Origin of the sequence: Pseudomonas citronellolis (assembly GCF_029335315.1) — a bacterium.
Taxonomy (GTDB): Bacteria; Pseudomonadota; Gammaproteobacteria; order Pseudomonadales; family Pseudomonadaceae; genus Pseudomonas; species Pseudomonas citronellolis_A.
This window is the reverse complement of the sequence record NZ_JARJLT010000343.1, coordinates 62,761-83,543: the sequence shown is the minus strand read 5'-3', so window position 1 is coordinate 83,543 and position 20,783 is coordinate 62,761. Positions and strand designations below refer to the sequence as shown.

The following is a 20,783-nucleotide window of genomic DNA, read 5'->3' as shown; positions in this document are numbered from 1 at the left end:
ACAGTCTGGCCGGCGAACAGGCCGGGCTTGAAGATCGAGTCGTAGCTCATTGTCGTTCTGGCTCCGAGGTATCCCGTAGGGCGAATGAAGCGGAATGCTTCATCCGCCGTTCTTGGTTGGCGGATAACGCCGTTGGCGTCATGCGCCCTGCGTTTCCAGCGAATCGGCGATGTGCTGCGGTACCGCCACCGGGAATTCCAGCAGCTGCTGGGCGAAGGCCTTGCCCTGCGGGTCGATGCGCAGGCTGGCGACGCCGCCGCCACCGAGCGCGTGCTCCAGCAGGAAGTTCAGGCTGTGGCTGGCGGGCAGGTACCAGCGGCTGACACGACCGACCTGCGGGTCGAGCGCATGCTGCATCCACTCGGCCACGGCGCCTTCGCTCAGGGCCTCGGCGATCCACGGCAGGTATTCCGGCTTGCGCGCCATCACGCCGATGTTGCTGTGGTCGCCCTTGTCGCCGGAGCGCGCCACCGCGAGCTTCACCAGCGCCACGCTGGCCGCGGCCTGGCCGTGGGCGGCAGGCGCCGCCTGGGCGTCGGCGAGGCGCGCCGGGTCGAAGTGTTCCAGCTGCGGCAGGGCCACGGTGTGGCTCTGCTCGCCGATGCGCACCGCCAGCTGGCAGCGCGCCTTGTCCACCAGGAAGGAGAACAGGCGGATCACCGGGTACACGGTCGGCCGTCCGCCGACGATGCCGGTCAGGCCCGGCGCCATGCCGGTGGCGGCCTGGGCGATCTCGCGGGAAAACAGCGCCAGGGCTTCCTTGCGGCTGTGCCGCACGGCCAGCTTGACGACGATCTCGCGGCTGTCCTGGCGGCGCCCATGGGGGCCGTAGGTGGCTTCGCTGCCGAGCAGTTCGACGCTCACTTCGCGATAAGGGCCCCAGCCGCGCTCGACGAGGATTTCCTCGGTCTTGGCGATAATCGCCCGGCTCACCCGCTCGGCCTTCTTCACCGCGTCGATGCCGGCGATCAGGCAACTGGCGGTGCAGCGGAAACCGTCGGGGTAGGTGGCGCTGACCTTGTACTGGCCGGTGGGCGGCAGGCCGTGGGCGCCGCTGAGGGCGACGCGGTCGGGGCCGTCCTGGCGCAGTTGCACGGCGGTGAAGTCGCAGACCACGTCGGGCAGCAGGTAGGCGCGCGGGTCGCCGATCTCGTAGAGCATCTGCTCGCCGACGCTCAACGGCGTGACCAGGCCGCCGCTGCCGGCCGGCTTGGTCACGACGAAATCGCCGTCGGCCTGCACTTCGACGATGGGGAAGCCGATGTGCTCGTAGTCCGGCACGCTTTCCCAGTCGGTGAAGTTGCCGCCGGTGCACTGCGCGCCGCATTCGATGATGTGCCCGGCCAGGGCGGCCTGGGCCAGCTTGTCGTAGTCGTTCCAGGCCCAGCCGAACTCGTGTACCAGGGCAGCGCTGACCACCGCGCTGTCGACCACGCGGCCGGTGATCACGATGTCGGCGTCGAGCTTCAGCGCTTCGACGATGCCGGGCGCGCCCAGGTAGGCGTTCATGGATACGCACATGGGCGGCAGGGCCGCGCCGCTGAACATCTCGCGGGTACCGGCCTTGGCCAGTTCGCCGGCCTGGGGTAGCAGGTTGTCGCCTTCCAGCACGGCGATCTTCAGCGCCACGCCGGCCTTCTCGCAGGCGGCCTGCAAGGCCTTGGCGCACGCCTGCGGGTTGACCCCGCCGGCGTTGCTGATCACCCGGACGCGCTTCTCGGCGATGTCGCCGAGCAGCGGCGCCAGCACTTCGACGAAGTCGGTGGCGTAGCCGGCCTCGGGGTTCTTCAGGCGCGCCCCGGCCATGATCGACAGGGTGATTTCGGCGAGGTAGTCGAATACCAGGTAGTCCAGCTGCGCGCCGCGCACCAGCTGGGCGGCGGCGGTGGAGGTGTCGCCCCAGAAGGCGGAGGCGCAGCCGATGCGTACGGTCTTGTTCATTGTTCTGCCCGTGACGTCCGTGAATGTTTTCGACATTACCAAGCAAGCGCTTGGTTGAAAAGAGGACATATCCGCCAGAGGCCCTGACCAAGGTATGGCCAAGGTGTGCCCAAGCGCTTGCTTGGTTGTTCCCGCAGGCATACATTTCACCTGTAAGCACAAGCACTTGCGTGGCGATTGCGAAGTCGCCATGAACAGTCGTAGTCAATGGGCGGATGAGGGGAGAGCAGAGCGTGGACGATCGGAAAGCGCGCGAAGTGATGCTGGAGCTGGTGGCGAACGGGCAGGTCACCGACCCGGAGAGCGCCCGCGGCAAGCTGCTGCAGACCGCCGCCCACCTGTTCCGCGCCAAGGGCTACGAACGCACCACGGTGCGCGACCTGGCCGGCGCCGTGGGCATCCAGTCCGGCAGCATCTTCCATCACTTCAAGAGCAAGGACGAGATCCTGCGCTCGGTGATGGAGGAGACCATCCTCTACAACACCGCACTGATGCGCGCCGCCCTGGCCGACGCCGAGGACCTGCGCGAGCGCCTGCTGGCGCTGATCCGCTGCGAGCTGCAGTCGATCATGGGCGGCACCGGCGAGGCGATGGCGGTGCTGGTCTACGAATGGCGCTCGCTGTCGGAGGAGGGCCAGGCCTACATCCTCGGCCTGCGCGACATCTACGAGCAGATGTGGCTGGACGTGCTCGGCGAGGCGCTGGCCGCCGGTGTTTGCGAGGGCGACCCGTTCATCCTGCGGCGGTTCCTCACCGGCGCGCTGTCCTGGACCATGACCTGGTTCCGCCAGGACGGCAGCATGACCCTCGACGACCTCGCCGAGCAGGCCCTGCTGCTGGTCTACAAGAACGCCTGAGACATCACTCGATGCCCAGGTGCAGCGGGTAGCTGAGCAGCAGCAGGTGCATGCTGTTGATCACCCCGTGCAGCAGCACCGACACCAGCATCCGCCCGCTGAAGTGCAGCGCCAGGCCGTAGCCCAGCCCGGCGAGGCCGGCGACCAGGGCGAACTTGCCGCTGAAGGGCAGGTGCGCCAGGCCGAACAGCAGGCTGGCCAGGAGAATCCCCGCCGGGGCGCCGAGGCGCTCGACCAGGGGCGTCTGCAGCAGGCCACGGAAGATCAGTTCCTCGGTCAGGGCGATCACCGCGAAATTCACCAGCAGCCAGATCCACAGGCCTTCCGGCCATTTCGGCCTCCACACCACCAGGCCCGAGGCCGCGGCGAGCAGCGGCACGGCGAACAGCGTGGCGACCACGGCGATGCCGGCGTAGTCCAGCGAGGCGCCCTGCAGGGGTGGCCGGCGCAGCCACCACACCAGCAGGGTGACGCCGACCAGGGCCTTGTCCCAGGACAGGTGCAGGGCGTAGGCGGGCGCGTCGACGGACAATTGCCGCGACGGCCAGAGGACCCAGGATTGGGTGCCGGGCAACTGGTGCGCGGCCAGGGCGACGCTGGCCAGCAGGCAGATCGACCACCACAGCGGCCAAGGCAGGCGTTGCTCGCCGAAAACTGTCCAGGCGACGAAAACCGCGCCGATCAATAGCCCCAGGGGTTGGACGAATCCAAGGGCGAAACCGCCGAGCAGGAGCATGCCTGGCAACAGCGGAAGGAGCTTCCTGAGCATCGTCTTCTCCATCAACGGGCCGGAGTCTAGGCAATTCGGCTCCGCTAATCCACGCCTGGAACAGGGGATGGTCTGGAGAATGGCACTTCAGTACTACGGTGGCGGCGCCGTCGGCCGCCACCGGGGGAGGGGCTCAGCGCTGCTCGTCGCGGGCGTCCTGGGCGTCCATTTCGGCGTTGCGCTGGTGGATGCGTTTGAGTTGTTCCTCGCTCAGCGGCAGCTTGGTGGCGCTGTCGCGCAGCAACAGCAGGCCGCCGACGATGGAGCCGAGGGCTAGGGCGATGATCAACCAGGCGTACCAGGGCATGGCGTTCTCCTGTGGGGGCAGGCCTTCACCATAAACCCGGGCGCGCGGCTTGTCAGCGCCGCGCGCCGCTAGCGCCGGTGTTTCAGGCGCCGGTGAGCATGGCGTCGGCCGGCGCGCTGGCGCGGTGCGCGGCGGTCAGCTGGAAGTACAGGAAGCCGGCGGCCATGAAGGCGGCGAAGACCGCCGCGATGGTCAGGTTGTACCAGACCATCGCCACCAGGCAGAGCGCCGCCAGCGCCAGGGCGATGCCCGGCACGAGGGGGAAGCCCGGGGCGCGGAAGCTGCGCTCCAGGTCCGGCTCGCTGCGGCGCAGCTTGAACAGGCTGAGCATGCTCATGATGTACATGACGATGGCGCCGAACACGCTCATGGTGATCATCGCGGCGGTCAGGCTCATGCCCTGCAGGTTGATCAGGCTGTCGCTGTAGATCGCCGCGATACCCACCACGCCGCCGGCGAGGATCGCCCGGTGCGGGGTCTGGAAGCGCGACAGCTTGGCCAGGCCGCGCGGCAGGTAGCCGGCGCGGGCCAGGGCGAAGAACTGCCGCGAGTAGCCGAGGATGATGCCGTGGAAGCTGGCCACCAGGCCGAACAGGCCGATCCATACCAGCATGTGCAGCCAGCCGGAGTTCTCCCCGACCACCATCTTCATCGCCTGCGGCAGCGGGTCGTTGATCCCCGAGAGGGCCTTCCAGTCACCGGCGCCGCCGGCGAACAGCATCACCCCGATGGCCAGCACCACCAGGGTCAGGATGCCGCTGACGTAGGCCTTGGGAATGGTCCGCTTCGGGTCCCTGGCTTCCTCGGCGGCCATGGCCGCGCCCTCGATGGCGAGGAAGAACCAGATGGCGAAGGGGATCGCGGCGAAGATACCGCCCACCGCCTCGCCGCTGAAGCCCTGGGAGCCGGCCCAGCCGTTGAGCACGAAGTTGCTGAAGCTGAAGCCCGGCGCCACCACGCCCATGAACACCAGCAGCTCGACCACCGCGAGGAGGGTGACCACCAGCTCGAAGGTGGCGGCGATGCTCACGCCGAGGATGTTCAGGGTCATGAACACCACGTAGGCGCCGAGGGCCGCGTGGCGCGGGTCGAGGCCGGGGAACTGGACGTTGAGGTAGGCGCCGATGGCCATGGCGATGGCCGGTGGGGCGAAGACGAACTCGATCAGCGTGGCCAGCCCGGCCACCAGCCCGCCCTTCTCGCCGAAGGCGCGGCGGCTGTAGGCGAAGGGGCCGCCGGCGTGGGGGATGGCGGTGGTCAGCTCGGTGAAGCTGAAGATGAAGCAGGTGTACATGGTCGCCACCACCAGGGTGGTGACCAGGAAACCGAGGGTGCCGGCCACGCCCCAGCCGTAGCTCCAGCCGAAGTATTCACCGGAAATCACCAGGCCTACGGCGATGCCCCACAGGTGCAGGGTGCCGAGGGTGGGTTTGAGTTGCGTGCTCATCGAGGGTTCTCCCGGAAGGGTCAGCGACACGACCGGGGAATTCGTGCAGTGCCCGTGCCAGCGCCGGAAAACGCGTCGCAAAGTGGGGGATGGCGTCGTTTTCGCGACTGTTCGCCGGCCGTTCGTGCCTCGTCGCGGTGCAAGGGCGCGCTACGTCGTGCATTTTCGGGCGGCGATGCCGGCCTTTGTTGCGCTGGCGTGACGCTTCGATGAAATCCCCGTGGAGCGCGACCGCTGTCACATGATGGCAATCTGGCGCTGGTTGACTGACGAGCATTTCAGTCAGCGGAGTCCGTCGATGACCACCAGCGCCCTGCACGAGCTCCTGCGTGCCGTGGAACCCCTGCAGGCGCAGATGAGCGTCAGCGACGTCGCCGACCGCCTGCTCAGCGCCGAGCAGCGCGCCTACCTGTCGCTGCCGGTGGTGGACGAGCAGGGCCGCCCGCTGGGCCTGGCCAGCCGCTACACGCTGCAGGACATCTTCATGCAGCGCTTCGGCCGCGACCTCTGGGGCCGCCGCCCGGTGCGCGACCTGATGAACGCCAGCCCGCTGGTGGTGGCCATCGACGCCAGCCTGGAGCAGGCCGCGCAGCAGGTCACCGCGCAACTGAAGTACCCGATCACCGAGGACTTCATCCTGGTCGACGGCGACGGCCTCTACCTCGGCCTGGGCACCGTGCTCGACCTGCTGAAGGCCATGGAGGCGCGCATCGCCCAGCGCAACCGGGTGCTGCGCAAGGCCCTGGTCGACCTCAAGGAATCCCAGGCGCAGCTGGTGCAATCGGAGAAGATGGCCTCGCTCGGGCAGATGGTCGCCGGCGTCGCCCACGAGCTGAACACCCCGCTGGGCTACGTGCGCAACAACGTCGAGCTGATCCGCGAGCAGCTCCTGCCGCTGCTGCAGCTGGCCGAGGCGCAGGGCCACCTGGCTGATTGCCTGGGCGACCCGGATTGCGACGAGGAACGTCTCGACCAGGCCTTGCAGGCCGCCGCGCAGGCGCGCCGGGAAGCCTCGCTGGAGCAACTGCTGGGCGACCTCGACCAGCTGTTCGGCGACACCGCCTACGGCCTCGCGCAGATCGGTGAGCTGGTCGGCGGGCTGAAGGACTTCGCCCGCCTGGACCGCGCCATGAGCGAGGAGGTCGACCTCAACGAGTGCGTGAAGAGCGCGCTGCTGATCGCCCGCAACAGCATCAAGGACAAGGCCGAGATCGTCCGCCAGCTCGGCGAGCTGCCACCGATCGCCTGCGCGCCGTCGCAGATCAACCAGGTGCTGCTCAACCTGTTCACCAACGCCGCCCAGGCCATGCGCGGCTTCGGCCACATCCACGTGAAGACCTGGGCCGACCAGGAAGCGGTGTTCGTCTCCGTGCAGGACAACGGCCAGGGCATGCCCGCCGAGGTCATGGCGCGCATCTTCGACCCCTTCTTCACCACCAAGCCGCCGGGCCAGGGCACCGGCCTGGGCCTGTCGATCAGCTACAAGATCATCCAGGACCACGGCGGCAGCATCCGCGTCGCTTCCGAACCCGGGCGCGGCACACGCTTCCTCATCCGCCTGCCGCGCGCGCAGGCCAGCGACCTGAAACGGAGTGCCTGACATGATCCAGCCGCTCAAGTCCTTGCCGCAGACCGGCCAGGCCCAGCCCGGCGGGCTGACCCGCATTCTTTTCGTCGATGACGAGGAGCGCATCCTGCGCAGCCTGGCGATGCAGTTCCGCCGGCACTACGACGTGCTCACCGAGACCGACCCGCGCCGTGCCCTGGAGCGCCTGCGCAGCGAGTCGATCCAGATTCTGGTGAGCGACCAGCGCATGCCGCAGATGAGCGGCTCGGAGCTGCTCGCCCAGGCCCGCGAGATCGCCCCGGACTGTCTGCGCATCCTGCTCACCGGCTACTCGGACCTGGACGCCGCGGTGGAAGCGCTGAACAACGGCGGCATCTTCCGCTACCTGACCAAGCCCTGGGACCCGCAGGAAATGGCCTTCACCCTGCGCCAGGCGGCGGAGATCGCCGGGCGCCAGGCGCCGCCGGCCGACCTCCAGGCCATCAGCCGGCTGGCCGCGCCGCTGAACGTGCTGCTGCTGGACGACGACGCCGACACCCTGAGCTGCGTCGGTGACTTCTGCAGCGCCGGCAATCACCAGTTGCACCGCGCGCGCAACCTGGCCGAGGCCCTGGTGCGGCTGAACGCCGAGCCGATCGACATTCTGGTCAGCGACCTGAAGCTCGCCGGCGAGGACACCGCGCCGCTACTCAAGTCCCTGGCCCAGGCCCATCCGCGCCTGCTCAGCCTGGTGATCACGCCGTTCCGCGATACCCAGGACCTGCTGGCGTTGATCAACCAGGCGCAGATCTTCCGCTACCTGCCCAAGCCGATCCGCCGTGGCCTCTTCGAGAAGGGCCTGAAGGCCGCCGCCGAGCAGGCCCAGCTCTGGCGCGGGCAACCGCAGCCACAGGTGGCGCGGCTGGCCGAGGTGCCGCGCGAGGAGCGCGAGCGGGAAAAGGTCGGCAGCCTGCTGGGCATGCTCGGCCGCCTGCGCGAGCGTCTGAGCGTCTGAAGCCGGGGAGGGCAGCGCGTCGCCGGAGGCTGCCGGCGTCGGCGCTTTCTGCGACAATGCGCGGCGTTTTCAGATTCCCCCCGCGAGAGAGCCCATGTCCGTCTGCCAGACCCCGATCATCGTCGCCCTGGATTACCCCACCCGCGAGGCCGCCCTGGCGCTCGCCGACCAGCTCGACCCGAAACTGTGCCGGGTCAAGGTCGGCAAGGAACTCTTCACCAGCTGCGCCGCGGGCATCGTCGAGACCCTCAACGGGCGTGGCTTCGAGGTCTTCCTCGACCTGAAATTCCACGACATCCCCAACACCACCGCGATGGCCGTGCGCGCCGCCGCCGAGATGGGCGTGTGGATGGTCAACGTGCACACCTCCGGCGGCCTGCGCATGATGAGCGCCTGCCGCGAGACCCTGGACGCTTTCAATGGCCCGAAGCCGCTGCTGATCGGCGTGACCGTGCTGACCAGCATGGAGCGCGAGGACCTGGCCGGCATCGGCCTGGACGTCGAGCCCCAGGAGCAGGTGCTGCGGCTTGCCGCCCTGGCCGAGAAGGCCGGCATGGACGGCCTGGTCTGCTCGGCCCAGGAAGCCCCTGCGCTGAAAGCCGCGCACCCGGCGCTGCAACTGGTGACCCCGGGCATCCGCCCGGCCGGCAGCGCCCAGGACGACCAGCGCCGCATCCTTACCCCGCGCCAGGCGCTGGACGCCGGCTCCGACTACCTGGTGATCGGTCGCCCGATCAGCCAGGCCGCCGACCCGGCCGCGGCGCTGGCCGCGATCGTCGCCTCGCTGGTCTGACCGGCCCGGGCATGAAAAAGGCGGAGCAGGGTGACCTGCTCCGCCTTTTTCGTTCCATTCCAGAATCCCGTAGCGGGCCCTGCCCGCGATCTTTCGCAGGGCGTGCCCTGCCTGTCGTTCTCAGCGCGCCAGCGCTTCCCGCGGCTGCTCGACCCAGCGTGCGCGCAGCGCGTCGTACACCCAGTTGAAAACGATGGTGTAGGGCAGGAAGAACAGGATCAGGCCGATATCGAGGATGAATGCCTCGAGCAGGCCCACGCCCAGCCACCAGGCCGCCAGCGGCACCAGCATGAAGATCAGGCCCAGTTCGAACAGCGAGGCGTGCAGCACCCGCACCGGCAGCGTGCGGCTGAACCCGATGCGCCGCTGGGCGCGGTCGAACAGGGCGTTGTAGACCATGTTCCACAGCGTGGCGATCAGCGAGAACATCAGCGTCAGGGCGCCCACGTGCGCCAGCGGCTGGCCCATCAGCCAGGCCAGGGTCGGGGCGCAGATGACCAGGGCGATGAATTCGAAAAGCACGGCGTGGAACAGCCGTTCCTTCAGCGATTTTTGCGGGCTCATGGGGTGACTCCGGGCAGTGGGGGCCCAAGCAGGCCGAGTGGCGGCTATTCTCATCGGTTGAAGGGTTGTTTCGAAGTTGGCTAGCATCGGTTAAACCGATGGACGAGGCGCCCCATGCAATATTCCCCGGAATCCCTCCAGGCTTTCGCCGAGGCCGCCTGCCTCGGCTCCTTCAGCGCCGCCGCGCGCAAGCTGGGCAAGAGCCAGTCGACCGTGAGCGAGGCCATCGCCCGGCTGGAGATCGACCTGGGCCTGGAGCTGTTCGACCGCAGCGCGCGGCAGCCGAAGCTGACCGAGGCCGGCAAGGCCCTGCTCGGCCGCGTCGAGGAAGTGCTGATGGCCAACGACCGCCTCGGCCAGTTGGCCGGGCAGCTGTCGGCCGGGATGGAGCCGCGGCTGACCCTGGCGATGTCCGATACCTACCAGTCCGAACCCTTCGAGAAGCGCCTGGCGGAGATCGACCAGCTGTTCCCGGACATCGAGTTCGAGTGGCTGATCGCCGAGCACGGCGACGTCATCGACCTGGTCGGCCAGGGCCGCGCCGTGCTCGGCCTGCTCGCCGCGCAGCCGAGCTACCCGCCGGACATCGGCTCGGCGACCCTCGGCGAGTGCGCGGAGTTCGGGCTGTTCGTCAGTCGTGAGCACCCGCTGGCGCAGCTGGAGAAGGTCGAGCGCAACGACCTGCTGGGCCATCGCAACCTGCGCCTGAATACCTTCATCGACGACGCCGAGCCGCCCCAGGGCGGGCGCTTCTGGTCGGCGCCGACCTACCTGCTGCTGCTCGACATGGCGGTGCTCGGCTTCGGCTGGGTGGAACTGCCGACCTGGATGAACCAGCGCTTCGCCCACGGCCGCCTGCAACCGTTGCAGGTGCCCGGCTGGCCGCGCAGCGTGGCGGTCGACGTGGTCTGGTCGCGGCAGCGCAGCCTCGGCCCGGCGGCGCGCTGGCTGGTGGAGCGGTTGCTGGCCAGTTGAGCCGGCGCCGTCACAGTTTGTGGTGGGGCGGCCTGTTCGCTGCGGCGGCGGGCCAGTAGGATCGAAGCTTTCGTCTGCTCGGCACGAGGTGAGGATGCGCGGCAAGCTGGAGAAATGCCTGGAAGCGGTGGACCGGATCCTGCTGGGCAAGCAGGTCCAGGTGCGCCTGGCCCTGACCTGCCTGCTGGCGCGCGGGCACCTGCTCATCGAAGACCTGCCGGGCATGGGCAAGACCACCCTCAGCCACGCCCTGGCGCGGGTGCTGGGGCTGAGCTTCCAGCGTATCCAGTTCACCTCCGACCTGCTGCCCGGCGACGTCCTCGGCACCTCGGTGTTCGACAAGGACAGCGGGCAGTTCGTTTTCCACCCCGGGCCGATCTTCGCCGAGCTGGTGCTGGCCGACGAGATCAACCGCGCCACGCCCAAGGCGCAGAGCGCGCTGCTGGAGGCCATGGAGGAGGGCCAGGTGACCATCGAGGGCGCCACCCGGCCGTTGCCCGAGCCGTTCTTCGTGATCGCCACGCAGAACCCGGTGACCCAGGGCGGCACCTTCGCCCTGCCGGAATCCCAGCTCGACCGCTTCCTCATGCGCCTGTCCCTCGGCTACCCGGGGCGCGCGGCGGAGAAGGCGCTGCTGCTGGGCGAGGCGCGCCGCGACCTGCTGCCGCGCCTGGAGCCGATCCTAACGCCCGCCGAGCTGGCCGCGCTGCAGGCCGAGGTGCCCAAGGTGCTCGTCAGCGACGCCCTGGTCGACTACGTGCTGCGCCTGGCCGAGGCCACCCGCAGCCAGCCGGCCTTCGCCCTCGGCCTGTCGCCGCGCGGCAGCCTCGCGCTACTGGCGGCGGCGCGCGCCTGGGCCATGCTCGCCGGGCGCGACTACGCCATTCCCGAGGACGTCCAGGCGGTGCTGCCGGCAGTGGCCGGGCACCGCCTGCGCGACCAGGCCGACCCCTCCGGGCACGGCGGCGGCGCCCTGGTGCAGTGGCTGCAACGCGAAGTCCCGGCGCTATGAGCGGGAGCGCCGCGGCATGCTGGTGAAGGTCCGCCCGCTGTGGCTGAGCTGGATCGCCCGGCGCATCCCGGCGTCGCCCTCACTGCAGCTCAACCAGCGGCGCATCTTCATCATTCCCTCGGGGCAGGGCGTGGCCTTCGGCGTGGCGCTGATCCTGCTGCTGCTCACCGCCATCAACTACCAGAACAGCCTGGCCTACGGCCTGACCTTCCTGCTGCTGTCACTGTTCATCGTCGCCATCCTGCACACCTACCGTAACCTCGGCGGCCTGCGCCTGACCGCCCTGGGCGCGGCGCCGGTGTTCGTCGGCGAGCGGGTCTGCTTCCGCGTCCGCCTGGAAGGCGAGGGCCGCGAACGGCGAGCCATCGGCCTGGGCTGGTCGGAAGCCGAACTGGAGTACGCCGACGTCCGCGCCAACGGCGCCGAGGAACTGCTGCTGACCCTGCCGGCCGAGCGCCGGGGCTGGCTGCGCCCCGGCCGCCTGCGGGTGGAAAGCCGCTTCCCGCTCGGCCTGCTGGTGGCCTGGAGCTGGCTCGACCTCGACCAGGCCGGGCTGGTCTACCCGCGCCCGCAGGCCGCCGACCTGCCGCTGGAAGGCGGCCGCGGCGACGAGGACGACGAGGGCCTGAAGGTGGTCGGCAGCGGCGCCGACGATTTCCAGGGCCTGCGCCCATACCAGAGCGGCGACTCGCGCCGGCGCTTGCACTGGAAGGCCTACTCCCGTGGCCAGGGCCTGCTGGTGAAGGACTTCGCCGCGCTCAGCGGGCGCGACCTGTGGCTGGATTTCGGTCTGCTCGGCGGTGACGTCGAGTCGCGCCTGTCGTGCCTCTGCCACTGGGTCCTGGAGTTGTCCCGGCGCGGCCAGCCGTTCGGCCTGCGCCTGCCCGGCGTGCTGCTGCCGGTGGCCGTCGGCGACGCCCAGCGCGACGCCTGCCTGCGCGAGCTGGCGCTGTTCGGCGAGCGGCCATGAACGCGCAGTCGATCCCGCGCATCGCCCTGACCTGGCTGCTGGTGGCCCAGGCCCTGGTGATCCTGCCGCACCTGGCGCACCTGCCGTTCTGGGTGGTCGGCTTCTGGCTCGGCTGCGCGGCCTGGCGCGTGCAGGTCTACCGCATGCGCGCCGGCTACCCCAATGGCCTGGCCAAGCTGGCCCTGGTGATCGCCGCCGGCGTCGGCGTGTGGCTGTCGCGCGGTTCGCTGATCGGCCTGGACGCCGGCGTGGTGCTGCTGATCGCCGCCTTCGTGATCAAGCTGGTGGAACTCAAGACCCGCCGCGACGCCCTGGTGCTGATCCTGCTGGGCTTCTTCGCCGTGGCCACCAGCTACCTGTTCGACGCCAGCATGCTCGCCGCGCTGTTCAGCCTGCTGCCGGTCACCGCGCTGCTGGCGGCGCTGATCGGCCTGCAGCAGAGCAACTTCGCCGAAGGCCCCTGGCGCACCCTGCGCCTGGCCGGCGGCCTGCTGTTACAGGCGCTGCCGCTGATGCTGCTGCTGTTCGTGCTGTTCCCCCGGCTCGGCCCGCTGTGGTCGCTGCCGCTGCCCGGCGGCCAGGCCAGCACCGGGCTCGGCGACTCGATGGAGCCGGGCGACTTCGTCGAACTCAGCCAGTCCGCCGACCTGGCCTTCCGGGTCACCTTCGATGGCGCGCCGCCGCCCCAGGAACAGCTGTACTGGCGCGCGCTGACCCTGGAAAACTTCGACGGCCGGCGCTGGACCCAGTCCTGGCAGGGCCGCGCCGAGCAGGCCCCGCAATGGCGGCGGCAGGGCCCGGCGCTGGGCTACCAGGTGATCATGCAGCCCACTTCGCGGCCGTGGCTGTACGCCCTCGACGTGCCCGGCGAAGGCCCCGAGGATGCGCGGCTGATGAGCGACTTCCGCCTGGAGCGCAAGCGCCCGGTGCAGGAAGTGCTGATGTACCACGCGCGCTCCTGGCCGCAGGCCCTGCGCGAACCCGACAGCAGCGCCACGACGCTGCGCCGCGACCTGCAACTGCCGCCGCGTGGCAACCCGCGCACGCGCGCCTGGGCCGCCGAGCTGCGCACCCGCTACGCGCAGCCGGAGGCGCTGGTGCAGGCGGTGCTGCGGCACTTCCACGATGAGCCCTACGCCTACACCCTGCGCCCGCCGGCCACCGGCGAGGAGCGCATCGACGGCTTCCTGTTCGACACCCGGCGTGGCTTCTGCGAGCACTACGCCGGAGCCATGACCTTCGTCCTGCGCGCCGCCGGCATACCCGCGCGGGTGGTCACCGGCTACCAGGGCGGCGAGCTCAACCCGGCCGGCGACTACCTGCTGGTGCACCAGTTCGACGCCCACGCCTGGGTCGAGTACTGGCAGCCGGGCAGCGGCTGGCGCAGCGTCGACCCGACCTTCCAGGTCGCCCCCTCGCGCATCGAACGCGGCCTGCGCGCGGCGCTGGAGGAGGAGGGCAGCTTCCTCGCCGATTCGCCCTTCGCGCGCCTGCGCTACGGTGGCTTCGGCCTGCTCAGCCAGCTGCGCCTGGGCTGGGACAACCTCAACTACGACTGGCAGCGCCTGGTGCTCGGCTACCAGGCCGACCAGCAGGCCGGGCTGCTGCGCGCCTGGTTCGGCAGCAGCGACAGCCTGTGGGTCGGGGTGATCCTGGTGGGCGGCGGCGGCCTGGCCCTGGGGTTGCTCGCGCTGCTGCTGTTCAAGCCCTGGCGCCAGGTGCGCGACGCCCAGTTGCGCAGCTTCGAACGCTTCGAGAGCCTGCTCGCCGGCCATGGCCTGCGCCGCCAGGCAGGCGAAGGGCCGGGTGCCTTCGCCGAACGCGCCGGGCGCGCGCTGCCGGCCCAGGCCGAGGCCATCGCCGCCTATGCACGGGCCTTCGAGCGCCAGCGCTACGGCGGCGCCGCGTCCGCCCCCGGCGAGCTGCGCGAACACCTCGCGCGCCTGCGCCGCGCGTTGCCCTGGCGCTTGCCGGGGCGCGGGCCGTGAAACGCCTTGCGACCATCCGCCACGGGCGACCGCTTGCCGCGCGCAGGCCTCCAGCTAACCTGATAGATTCCAGGCAACCAAGGAGTACGCCGTGACCACCTTCAGCGATTATCTGGTCTCCCATGTGATCGAGCAGGAGGTTGCGCTGTTCGCCGCCGCGGCGCGTGTGCGCGCGGCCTCCGACAGCGAGGCGTTGCACGACTTGCGCATCGCCGTGCGGCGCTTGCGCAGCCTGCTGCATCCGACCCACGGCATGCCCGGCATCGACGAAATCGAAGCGGCGCTGGCGGAAGTCGGGCGCCTCAGCGGCCCGCTGCGTGATCTGGAAGTGCTGCTGCCGGTGCTCCAGGCCGAGGGCCTGGAGAAGGCCGTGGCGCTGCGCCGCCCCGCGCTCATCTCGGGCTACGTGGCGCTGCTCGCCAGCCCGCAATGGGACCGCCTGCTGCGCCTGCTCGACGGCTGGCCGCTACTCTGGCGCACCGCCGAGCGCCACGGCGTGCTGGTCGGCCTGCACGCCCAGGTGCACAAGCGCCTGGCCAATCAATGGAAAAAGCTGCGCGCGGCGCTGAAGGACCCGGCCCACGACCGCCATCGCCTGCGCCTGCTGATCAAGCGCGTGCGCTACGCGCTGGAAGCCTACCCGAAGGATTCGCCCCTGCCGCAGAAAGTGCTGGTGCCGCTGAAGGACGCCCAAACCGCGCTGGGCACCTGGCACGACTATGAACAGTGGCTGATTCGCAGCGAGCGCGAGCTTGACCTGATGCCGCTGCAACCGCACTGGAACGCCCTGCACGACCTCGCCGAACGCGACGCCGACGAAAGCCTGGAGCGCCTGCTCAAGGCACTCGGCTGAGGCTCCATCAACCCCGTGCATGTCGGGGTATTCCCTGACGGCCCGGTGCGCGGCCCAACCCGAAAGAGAGGTGCCTGTCGCACCTCCGTCTTGTTTAAGATCGCCGCAGTGAATGATTCCGCAGGAGGCGGCGATGACATTTCCCGAATTGATCCAGGCGGTGCGCGCGGCGCCCGAGGCCGTGGTGATCCCGGCGCCGTGGGGCCAGGGGCGCGCCAGCTTCGGCGGCCTGGTGGCGGCGCTGGCCTATGAGGCCATGGCCGCGGTGGCCGAGGCGGGGCGGCCGTTGCGCTCGCTGGCGATCACCTTCGTCGGCCCGGTGGAGCCGGAAGTGCCGGTGAACTTCCAGGCCGAGGTGCTGCGCGAGGGCAAGGCGGTCAGCCAGGTGTTCTGCCGTGCGCTGCAGAACGGCCAGGTGGTGACTCTGGCCCAGGCCAGCTTCGGCCTGTCGCGCGAGTCGGTGGTGCAGGTCGAGGGCTTGCCGGCACCGGACTTCAAGGCGGCCGAGGACTGCCCGGAGCTGCCCTTCATCCGCAAACTGATGCCCGAGTTCACCCGCCATATCGCCATGCGCTGGGCGGTCGGCGGCATGCCGTATTCGTCGAGCACCTCGCGCGACATGGGCGGCTGGATGCGCTTCCGCGGCGACGGCGTGGGCGACGAGCCGATGGAGATCGGCCACCTGCTGGCGCTGATCGACGCCTGGCCGCCGGCGACCCTGCCGATGCTCAAGACCCCGGCGCCGTCCAGCTCGCTGACCTGGACCATCGAGTTCGTCCAGCCGCAGCCGGCGATGCCGGCCAACGGCTGGTGCCGCTACCTGGCGAGCATCGAGCACGCCCGCGACGGCTACGGGCATATCGCCGCGCAGTGCTGGACCGAGGACGGCCAGCTGCTGGCGATCTCGCGGCAGACCGCGACCATCTTCGGCTAGCGTTCAGCGCCGGCGGTTACGCCAGGCGCGCCACCAGGCGCCGCTGAGGACGAAGCGCGGGAAGGTCACGAACTGCTCGACGAGCAGCCGGCCGACGGCGTCCTTGCGGTCGCTGAAGGGCTCCGGGGGCTGCTCTTCGAGCTTGTGCCCGCGGCCCTGGATGGCCAGCGAGGCGACCAGGCCGATGACGCCCAGCAGGGTGCTGCCGAGGTTCAGGTCGAACAGGCCGCCCAGCAGCACCAGCGCCGCGACTATGAACAGCGGCACCGCGACCAGGTGCAGGGCCAGGTTGGTCGGGTTGCGGTGGTTGGCGGCGTAGCCCTGCCACTGCCAGGCGAACAGGTTGGGGTGACGTTTGGCCATGGGCGGACTCCTTTTCCGGTTGAGCCCATGCGGGGATGGGCCTTTGCCGGGAGTCTAGGTCCGCCGCGGCGGGGCGGCGAATGACTATCGCCTATCGCCGCGATAGGCGCAGACGAAACGGCCCGGACAGTGCCGGGCCGCTGCGATGCGAGGGCGGGATCAGAGGCGCAGCTGGCGGATCGCCTTGCTCAGCTCGCCGGCCAGTTCGGCCAGTTCGTGGCTGGTGCCGGCCGAGTCCACGGTCTGCTGCACGGTCAGCTCGGTGACGTCGCGGATGCCCACCACCGAACGGGTCATCTCCTCGGCCACCTGGCTCTGCTGCTCGGCGGCCACGGCGATCTGCGTGTTGCTCTGGCGCATCAGCGCCACCGCGCCGGCGATCGCTGCCAGCGCCTCGCCGGCCTCCTGGGCCTGCTCGACGCAGCCGTCGGCCTTGAACGAGCTTTCCTGCATGAATTCCACCGCGTCGCGGGTGCCGGATTGCAGCGCGCCGATCATCTGGGTGATCTCGTCGGTGGAGTCCTGCACGCGCCTGGCCAGGTTGCGCACTTCGTCGGCGACCACGGCGAAGCCGCGGCCCATCTCGCCGGCGCGGGCGGCTTCGATGGCGGCGTTGAGGGCGAGCAGGTTGGTCTGTTCGGCGATGCCGTGGATGACGTTGACCACGCCGCTGATCTTCTGGCTGTCTTCGGCCAGGCGCTGGATCATCTCGGCGGTCTGCTGCACACCCTGGGACAGCCCGGCGATGGACTCGCCGACGCGGCCCACCACCTGCTGCCCGGCGCCGGCCAGGCGGTCGGCTTCCTGCGACTGGTCGCGGGTGTCGGCGGCGTGCTGGGCGATGTGGTGCACGGTGGTGGACATCTCGTTGATCGCGGTGGCGGCCTGGTCGGTCTCGCTCTGCTGGCCGAGCATGCCCTGGCGCACGCTGCCCATGCTCTGGGCCAGGCTGCGCGCGCCCTCGTCGAGGCGCCCGGCGGCCTGGGCCACGGTGCCGACCACGCGTTGGTAGCCGGCCTGCATGGCGTTGAAGGCGGTAGCCATCTGCCCGACCTCGTCGCGGCTGTCCAGCGGCACGCGGGCGGAGAGGTCGCCACTGCGCTCGACGTGGAGCATCACGTCACGCAGCTTGAGCAGGTGGGTGAGGATGAAGCGGATCAGCAGCTGCGAGGAGGCCAGCAGCGCCAGCATCAGCACCAGCACGGCGCCGGCGTAGGCCAGGGCGCGTTCCTCGAAGACCTGCCAGAGGTCGGCGCCGGGGGCGAGCACGGCGACGCGCTGGCCGTTGCCCAGGTCCTGTACCCAGGCGCCGGCCAGCGGGCCGAGGCGACTGGCGGCACCGCCCAGGTCGACCCAGCCGTTGCCGCGCGCCAGGGCCTGGGTATCCACGCCAGGCAACTGCGGCGCGCTGTCGGCGGCGAAGCTCAGCAGTTGTTGGACGCCGGGCAGCGCGGCGCCGGCCGGCCAGCCCTGCAGCAGGCGGGCCTGGGCCTCGGCGTTCTGGCGGGCCGCCTGGTTGCGCGCGTCCACCTCCTGGTTCATGGCGAACAGCACCAGCATCAGGGTGGTGAAGAAGGCGACCGCGTTCACGGCCCAGAACTTGTATTTCAGAGAGATATCGCGGATCCAGGCGCCCATGGAATGCTTCTTGTGCGGGGAATGGTGGCTTTTGGCCTTCATTCTCGTGAAAGGGAAGAAGGCTGCCTTGACCGGGGTCAAAGGCAGCTTCGCCTCTCAGGTTAACGACGCAACCCGGACATTCTTGAGGGGTATTCGCGGTCCGCCTAGGCGATTTCCGGCAGGCCGAAGAAGCGCCGGGCGCAGGCCGTGGTGTGCGCGGCCAGTTCGTCTTCCGCTTCGCCGCGATGCAGGGCGACGACGCGCAGCACCTCGGCGAGGAAGGCCGGCTCGTTGTGCCCGTGCCTGGGCTTGGGGCGCAGGCTGCGTGGCAGCAGGTAGGGCGCGTCGCTTTCCAGCATCAGGCGGCCCTGGGGAATCTCGCGCACCAGCTCCTGCAGGAGGGTGCCGCGGCGCTCGTCGCAGACCCAGCCGGTGACGCCGATGTGCAGGTCGAGATCGAGATAGTTGTAGAGGGTGCGCCGCTCGCCGGTGAAACAATGCACCACGGCGGCCGGCAGGCGGTCGCGGAACTCCTTGAGGATCGCCAGCAGGCGTTCGCCGGCGTCGCGCTCGTGGATGAACACCGGGCGCTGCAGGTCGACGGCCAGGGCCAGCTGTTCCTCGAAGGCCTTTTCCTGTTGCGGGCGCGGCGAGAAATCCCGATTGAAGTCAAGGCCGCACTCGCCGACCGCGCGTACCCTGTCCTCCGCCAACAAGCCGCGCAGGACCTTGGCGCTGGCGCTGTTCCACTGCGAGGCGTCGTGCGGGTGCACGCCGGCGCTGCTGAACAGCCGCTGGCCGCTCTCGTCGAGTTCACGGCACAGGCGCAGGGCGGCTTCGCTCTCGTCGAGGCTGGTGCCGGTCACCAGCATTTGCGCGACGCCGGCGGCGAGCGCGCGCTCGACGATCGCCGCGCGCTGGTTGGCAAAACTCGGGTGAGTGAGGTTGACGCCAATGTCGATCAGTTGCATGTTTCTTCCCTGGATTCGGGCGAGCAGCATAGCAGAATCCCCTGTTTTCTTAAGAAAGTCTTAAAAAACAGCCTGTTGAATGCACTTATGAAAGTGCTTCGGGAATTTCGGATTGGCTTCAGTCTCCTCCTGTGAGACTCTCGCGCCCCTTTTTCGAGGCCGGGAACTTGTGGAGGACGCCGGTTTCTCAGGACCTGTTTCACGATCTCGCGAGCTAGAGCAGAACTAGGCGAGAGCGGACGAGGAAGCGCAGTTTAGATTTCTAAATGAGCATTACTCGTCTGTTTTCAACGCAGTTATGCCGATGCGCAGCAGATCGTGGACAGGTCCTTGGTGGACCGCCGGCGAATGACCACTTCTTGGAGACCTGGATGACGCGACTGTTGCTGCTCTCTCTCTGCCTGCTGGCGCTGCTGCCGCTGCCGGCGGCCGCGCGCCTGACCAGTCAGCCGGACAGCTGGCAGCGCGAAAGCGCCGGTGCCCGCGACCTGGCGAGCATCCGCAGCAGCGGTGTGCTGCGCGTGCTGGTCAACCAGAGCCGCAACAGTTCCGGCGAGATCAAGGGCGAGCCGATCGGCGTCGAATACAAGCGCCTGCGCGCCTTCGAGCAGTACCTCAACGACACCGCTTCCGGCCGCAAGCCGCTGACCCTGAAGTTCATCCCCAAGGCCAAGGACCAACTGCTGGCCGCGCTGCAGCGCGGCGAGGGCGACCTGGTGGCGCCCGGCGAAGTGCTGGTGGCGCGTGACGGCCAGGACGTCAGCGCCAGCCTGCCGTGGCGCCAGGACGTGCCGCTGGTGCTGGTCTCGCGCCAGGGCAACAAACGCTACACCCGCCTCGAGCAACTGGCCGGCAAGCGCATCGCGCTGTCCCCCGGCAGCGCCGCCGGCGAAGCCATCCAGCAGGTCAACGAACGCCTGGCGCAGCGGCACCTGGCGCCCATCGGCATCGACTGGGTGGACCCGTCGCTGGCCGTCGAGGACGTGATGGAGATGGTCCAGGCCGGCATCTTTCCCTGCACCGTGGTGGAACAGCCGATCGCCGAACGCTGGTCCAAGGTCTTCACCAAGTTGCGCGTCGACCGCCACCTGGTGCTGGACAACCGCCAGAGCATGACCTGGTACGTGCGCCGCGACGCCTCGATGCTGCACGCCAGCCTCGACCGCTTCCTCAAGGACTACCACGCGCCGGCCGAGCAGGACGGCAACTTCCAGCGCCTCTACCGGCACGCCTATCAGGTGCGCAACCCGCTGGAGAAGGGCGACCGCAAGAAGCTCGAAGCGGTGCGCCCGACCCTGCAACGCTACGCCGAGCAGTACCGCATCGACTGGCTGGCGCTGGCCGCGGTGGCCTTCAAGGAGTCCAACCTGACCCCCGGCGCGCGCGGCGCATCCGGCGCCACCGGGCTGATGCAGGTGACCCCGGCGGCAGCGCGCAGCGTCGGCCTCGGCTCGGTGGAGGGGCAGGAGAACAACGTGCAGGCCGGCAGCAAGTACCTGGCCATGCTGCGCCGCGACTACTTCAACAGCCCGCGCATGGACGAGCGCGAGCGCCTGGCGTTCATCCTCGCCGCCTACAACATCGGCGCCGAGCGGGTCCAGGGCCTGCGCGCCGAGGCCCGCCGCCAGGGCCTCAACCCGGACCGCTGGTTCTTCCAGGTGGAACGCGTGGCGGCCGAGGAAGTGGGTATGGGCGTGGTGAACTACGTCAGCAGCATCAATAAGTACTATCTTGCCTATCAGCGGGAGCGCGATGGCCTGGAGTCCCGGCAGCGGGTGGCATCCGTCCAGAAGTGATTAGTCTATTCGATATGTTTTAGCGTTTTTTTGCGCTTTTTATATCTAATTAATGGTCTATA

At 69.3% G+C, this 20,783-nt stretch carries 19 protein-coding genes; 11 read left to right on the top strand and 8 right to left on the bottom strand.

The features are described 5' to 3' along the window. Nucleotides 1-138 precede the first annotated feature (138 nt). Nucleotides 139-1,941 (bottom strand): acyclic terpene utilization AtuA family protein, encoded by a 1,803-nt coding sequence (locus P3W75_RS26140; protein ID WP_276230213.1) that lies wholly within the window; start codon nt 1,939-1,941, stop codon nt 139-141. Nucleotides 1,942-2,174: 233 nt separating this feature from the next. Between P3W75_RS26140 and P3W75_RS26135 the strand changes: the two genes are divergently transcribed. Beyond that, a complete protein-coding gene (locus P3W75_RS26135) occupies nt 2,175-2,798 on the top strand; it encodes a TetR/AcrR family transcriptional regulator (RefSeq protein ID WP_276230212.1) in 624 nt (207 codons plus the stop codon). Nucleotides 2,799-2,802: 4 nt separating this feature from the next. On the opposite strand, the gene P3W75_RS26130 is transcribed toward P3W75_RS26135, so the two are convergent. The 3 genes from P3W75_RS26130 to eat all read right to left on the bottom strand — a co-directional run bounded on the left by P3W75_RS26130 (nt 2,803) and on the right by eat (nt 5,321). After that, nucleotides 2,803-3,567, bottom strand: a complete 765-nt coding sequence (locus P3W75_RS26130; protein ID WP_276230211.1) for a CPBP family intramembrane glutamic endopeptidase — start codon at nt 3,565-3,567, stop codon at nt 2,803-2,805. A gap of 133 nt (nt 3,568-3,700) precedes the next feature. After that, nucleotides 3,701-3,874: a DUF2897 family protein gene (locus tag P3W75_RS26125; RefSeq protein WP_276230210.1), complete on the bottom strand. Its 174-nt coding sequence runs from the start codon at nt 3,872-3,874 to the stop codon at nt 3,701-3,703. Nucleotides 3,875-3,956: 82 nt separating this feature from the next. Further along, nucleotides 3,957-5,321, bottom strand: a complete 1,365-nt coding sequence (eat, locus tag P3W75_RS26120; RefSeq protein WP_276230209.1) for an ethanolamine permease — start codon at nt 5,319-5,321, stop codon at nt 3,957-3,959. A gap of 298 nt (nt 5,322-5,619) precedes the next feature. Between eat and P3W75_RS26115 the strand changes: the two genes are divergently transcribed. From P3W75_RS26115 to pyrF, 3 genes are all read left to right on the top strand, one after another. Continuing rightward, complete coding sequence (locus tag P3W75_RS26115; RefSeq protein ID WP_276230208.1) at nt 5,620-6,921, top strand: sensor histidine kinase; 1,302 nt, start codon at nt 5,620-5,622, stop codon at nt 6,919-6,921. A 1-nt stretch (nt 6,922) separates the two neighbouring features. Beyond that, the gene (locus P3W75_RS26110; RefSeq protein WP_276230207.1) at nt 6,923-7,882 is read left to right on the top strand and encodes a response regulator; all 960 of its coding nucleotides are present in this window, start codon (nt 6,923-6,925) and stop codon (nt 7,880-7,882) included. A 94-nt stretch (nt 7,883-7,976) separates the two neighbouring features. Next, nucleotides 7,977-8,675: an orotidine-5'-phosphate decarboxylase gene (gene pyrF / locus P3W75_RS26105; protein ID WP_276230206.1), complete on the top strand. Its 699-nt coding sequence runs from the start codon at nt 7,977-7,979 to the stop codon at nt 8,673-8,675. A 120-nt stretch (nt 8,676-8,795) separates the two neighbouring features. On the opposite strand, the gene P3W75_RS26100 is transcribed toward pyrF, so the two are convergent. Beyond that, a complete protein-coding gene (locus P3W75_RS26100) occupies nt 8,796-9,239 on the bottom strand; it encodes a multidrug/biocide efflux PACE transporter (protein ID WP_276230205.1) in 444 nt (147 codons plus the stop codon). 114 nt (nt 9,240-9,353) lie between these two features. On the opposite strand from P3W75_RS26100, the gene P3W75_RS26095 reads away from it, so the two are divergent. The 6 genes from P3W75_RS26095 to P3W75_RS26070 all read left to right on the top strand — a co-directional run bounded on the left by P3W75_RS26095 (nt 9,354) and on the right by P3W75_RS26070 (nt 15,971). Next, on the top strand, nt 9,354-10,214 hold the full coding sequence (locus P3W75_RS26095; protein ID WP_276230204.1) for a LysR family transcriptional regulator: 861 nt from the start codon (nt 9,354-9,356) through the stop codon (nt 10,212-10,214). A gap of 94 nt (nt 10,215-10,308) precedes the next feature. Then, on the top strand, nt 10,309-11,226 hold the full coding sequence (locus tag P3W75_RS26090) for an AAA family ATPase (RefSeq protein ID WP_276230203.1): 918 nt from the start codon (nt 10,309-10,311) through the stop codon (nt 11,224-11,226). Nucleotides 11,227-11,242: 16 nt separating this feature from the next. Then, a complete protein-coding gene (locus tag P3W75_RS26085; RefSeq protein WP_276230202.1) occupies nt 11,243-12,196 on the top strand; it encodes a DUF58 domain-containing protein in 954 nt (317 codons plus the stop codon). Beyond that, nucleotides 12,193-14,184, top strand: coding sequence for a transglutaminase TgpA family protein (locus P3W75_RS26080; protein WP_276230201.1), 1,992 nt, complete (start codon nt 12,193-12,195; stop codon nt 14,182-14,184). Before P3W75_RS26085 ends, P3W75_RS26080 begins: the two co-directional genes overlap by 4 nt. A gap of 91 nt (nt 14,185-14,275) precedes the next feature. Continuing rightward, nucleotides 14,276-15,037, top strand: a complete 762-nt coding sequence (locus P3W75_RS26075; RefSeq protein WP_276230200.1) for a CHAD domain-containing protein — start codon at nt 14,276-14,278, stop codon at nt 15,035-15,037. 133 nt (nt 15,038-15,170) lie between these two features. Further along, a complete protein-coding gene (locus P3W75_RS26070) occupies nt 15,171-15,971 on the top strand; it encodes an acyl-CoA thioesterase (protein WP_276230199.1) in 801 nt (266 codons plus the stop codon). 3 nt (nt 15,972-15,974) lie between these two features. Here P3W75_RS26070 and P3W75_RS26065 read toward each other — a convergent pair whose 3' ends face one another. The 3 genes from P3W75_RS26065 to P3W75_RS26055 form a co-directional block, all read right to left on the bottom strand. Further along, nucleotides 15,975-16,334 (bottom strand): Mpo1-like protein, encoded by a 360-nt coding sequence (locus tag P3W75_RS26065; protein ID WP_276230198.1) that lies wholly within the window; start codon nt 16,332-16,334, stop codon nt 15,975-15,977. A gap of 159 nt (nt 16,335-16,493) precedes the next feature. Beyond that, entirely contained in the window at nt 16,494-17,972 is a 1,479-nt protein-coding gene (locus P3W75_RS26060; protein WP_276230197.1) for a methyl-accepting chemotaxis protein, read from the bottom strand. Nucleotides 17,973-18,118: 146 nt separating this feature from the next. Then, on the bottom strand, nt 18,119-18,925 hold the full coding sequence (locus tag P3W75_RS26055; protein ID WP_276230196.1) for a TatD family hydrolase: 807 nt from the start codon (nt 18,923-18,925) through the stop codon (nt 18,119-18,121). A 371-nt stretch (nt 18,926-19,296) separates the two neighbouring features. Here P3W75_RS26055 and P3W75_RS26050 point away from each other — a divergent pair, with 371 nt between their 5' ends. After that, nucleotides 19,297-20,721, top strand: a complete 1,425-nt coding sequence (locus P3W75_RS26050) for a transglycosylase SLT domain-containing protein (protein ID WP_276230195.1) — start codon at nt 19,297-19,299, stop codon at nt 20,719-20,721. The last annotated feature ends 62 nt before the right edge of the window (nt 20,722-20,783 follow it).

Excerpts from the sequence above, each read along its gene's own strand:
- P3W75_RS26085 (WP_276230202.1), top strand. The coding sequence starts at position 11,243 with ATGCTGGTGAAGGTCCGCCCGCTGTGGCTGAGCTGGATCGCCCGGCGC.
- P3W75_RS26115 (WP_276230208.1), top strand. The coding sequence starts at position 5,620 with ATGACCACCAGCGCCCTGCACGAGCTCCTGCGTGCCGTGGAACCCCTG.
- P3W75_RS26095 (WP_276230204.1), top strand. The coding sequence starts at position 9,354 with ATGCAATATTCCCCGGAATCCCTCCAGGCTTTCGCCGAGGCCGCCTGC.
- P3W75_RS26065 (WP_276230198.1), bottom strand. The coding sequence starts at position 16,334 with ATGGCCAAACGTCACCCCAACCTGTTCGCCTGGCAGTGGCAGGGCTAC.
- P3W75_RS26055 (WP_276230196.1), bottom strand. The coding sequence starts at position 18,925 with ATGCAACTGATCGACATTGGCGTCAACCTCACTCACCCGAGTTTTGCC.
- P3W75_RS26080 (WP_276230201.1), top strand. The coding sequence starts at position 12,193 with ATGAACGCGCAGTCGATCCCGCGCATCGCCCTGACCTGGCTGCTGGTG.
- P3W75_RS26090 (WP_276230203.1), top strand. The coding sequence starts at position 10,309 with ATGCGCGGCAAGCTGGAGAAATGCCTGGAAGCGGTGGACCGGATCCTG.
- eat (WP_276230209.1), bottom strand. The coding sequence starts at position 5,321 with ATGAGCACGCAACTCAAACCCACCCTCGGCACCCTGCACCTGTGGGGC.
- P3W75_RS26070 (WP_276230199.1), top strand. The coding sequence starts at position 15,171 with ATGACATTTCCCGAATTGATCCAGGCGGTGCGCGCGGCGCCCGAGGCC.
- P3W75_RS26125 (WP_276230210.1), bottom strand. The coding sequence starts at position 3,874 with ATGCCCTGGTACGCCTGGTTGATCATCGCCCTAGCCCTCGGCTCCATC.
- P3W75_RS26050 (WP_276230195.1), top strand. The coding sequence starts at position 19,297 with ATGACGCGACTGTTGCTGCTCTCTCTCTGCCTGCTGGCGCTGCTGCCG.
- P3W75_RS26110 (WP_276230207.1), top strand. The coding sequence starts at position 6,923 with ATGATCCAGCCGCTCAAGTCCTTGCCGCAGACCGGCCAGGCCCAGCCC.
- P3W75_RS26060 (WP_276230197.1), bottom strand. The coding sequence starts at position 17,972 with ATGGGCGCCTGGATCCGCGATATCTCTCTGAAATACAAGTTCTGGGCC.
- P3W75_RS26140 (WP_276230213.1), bottom strand. The coding sequence starts at position 1,941 with ATGAACAAGACCGTACGCATCGGCTGCGCCTCCGCCTTCTGGGGCGAC.
- P3W75_RS26100 (WP_276230205.1), bottom strand. The coding sequence starts at position 9,239 with ATGAGCCCGCAAAAATCGCTGAAGGAACGGCTGTTCCACGCCGTGCTT.
- P3W75_RS26130 (WP_276230211.1), bottom strand. The coding sequence starts at position 3,567 with ATGCTCAGGAAGCTCCTTCCGCTGTTGCCAGGCATGCTCCTGCTCGGC.
- pyrF (WP_276230206.1), top strand. The coding sequence starts at position 7,977 with ATGTCCGTCTGCCAGACCCCGATCATCGTCGCCCTGGATTACCCCACC.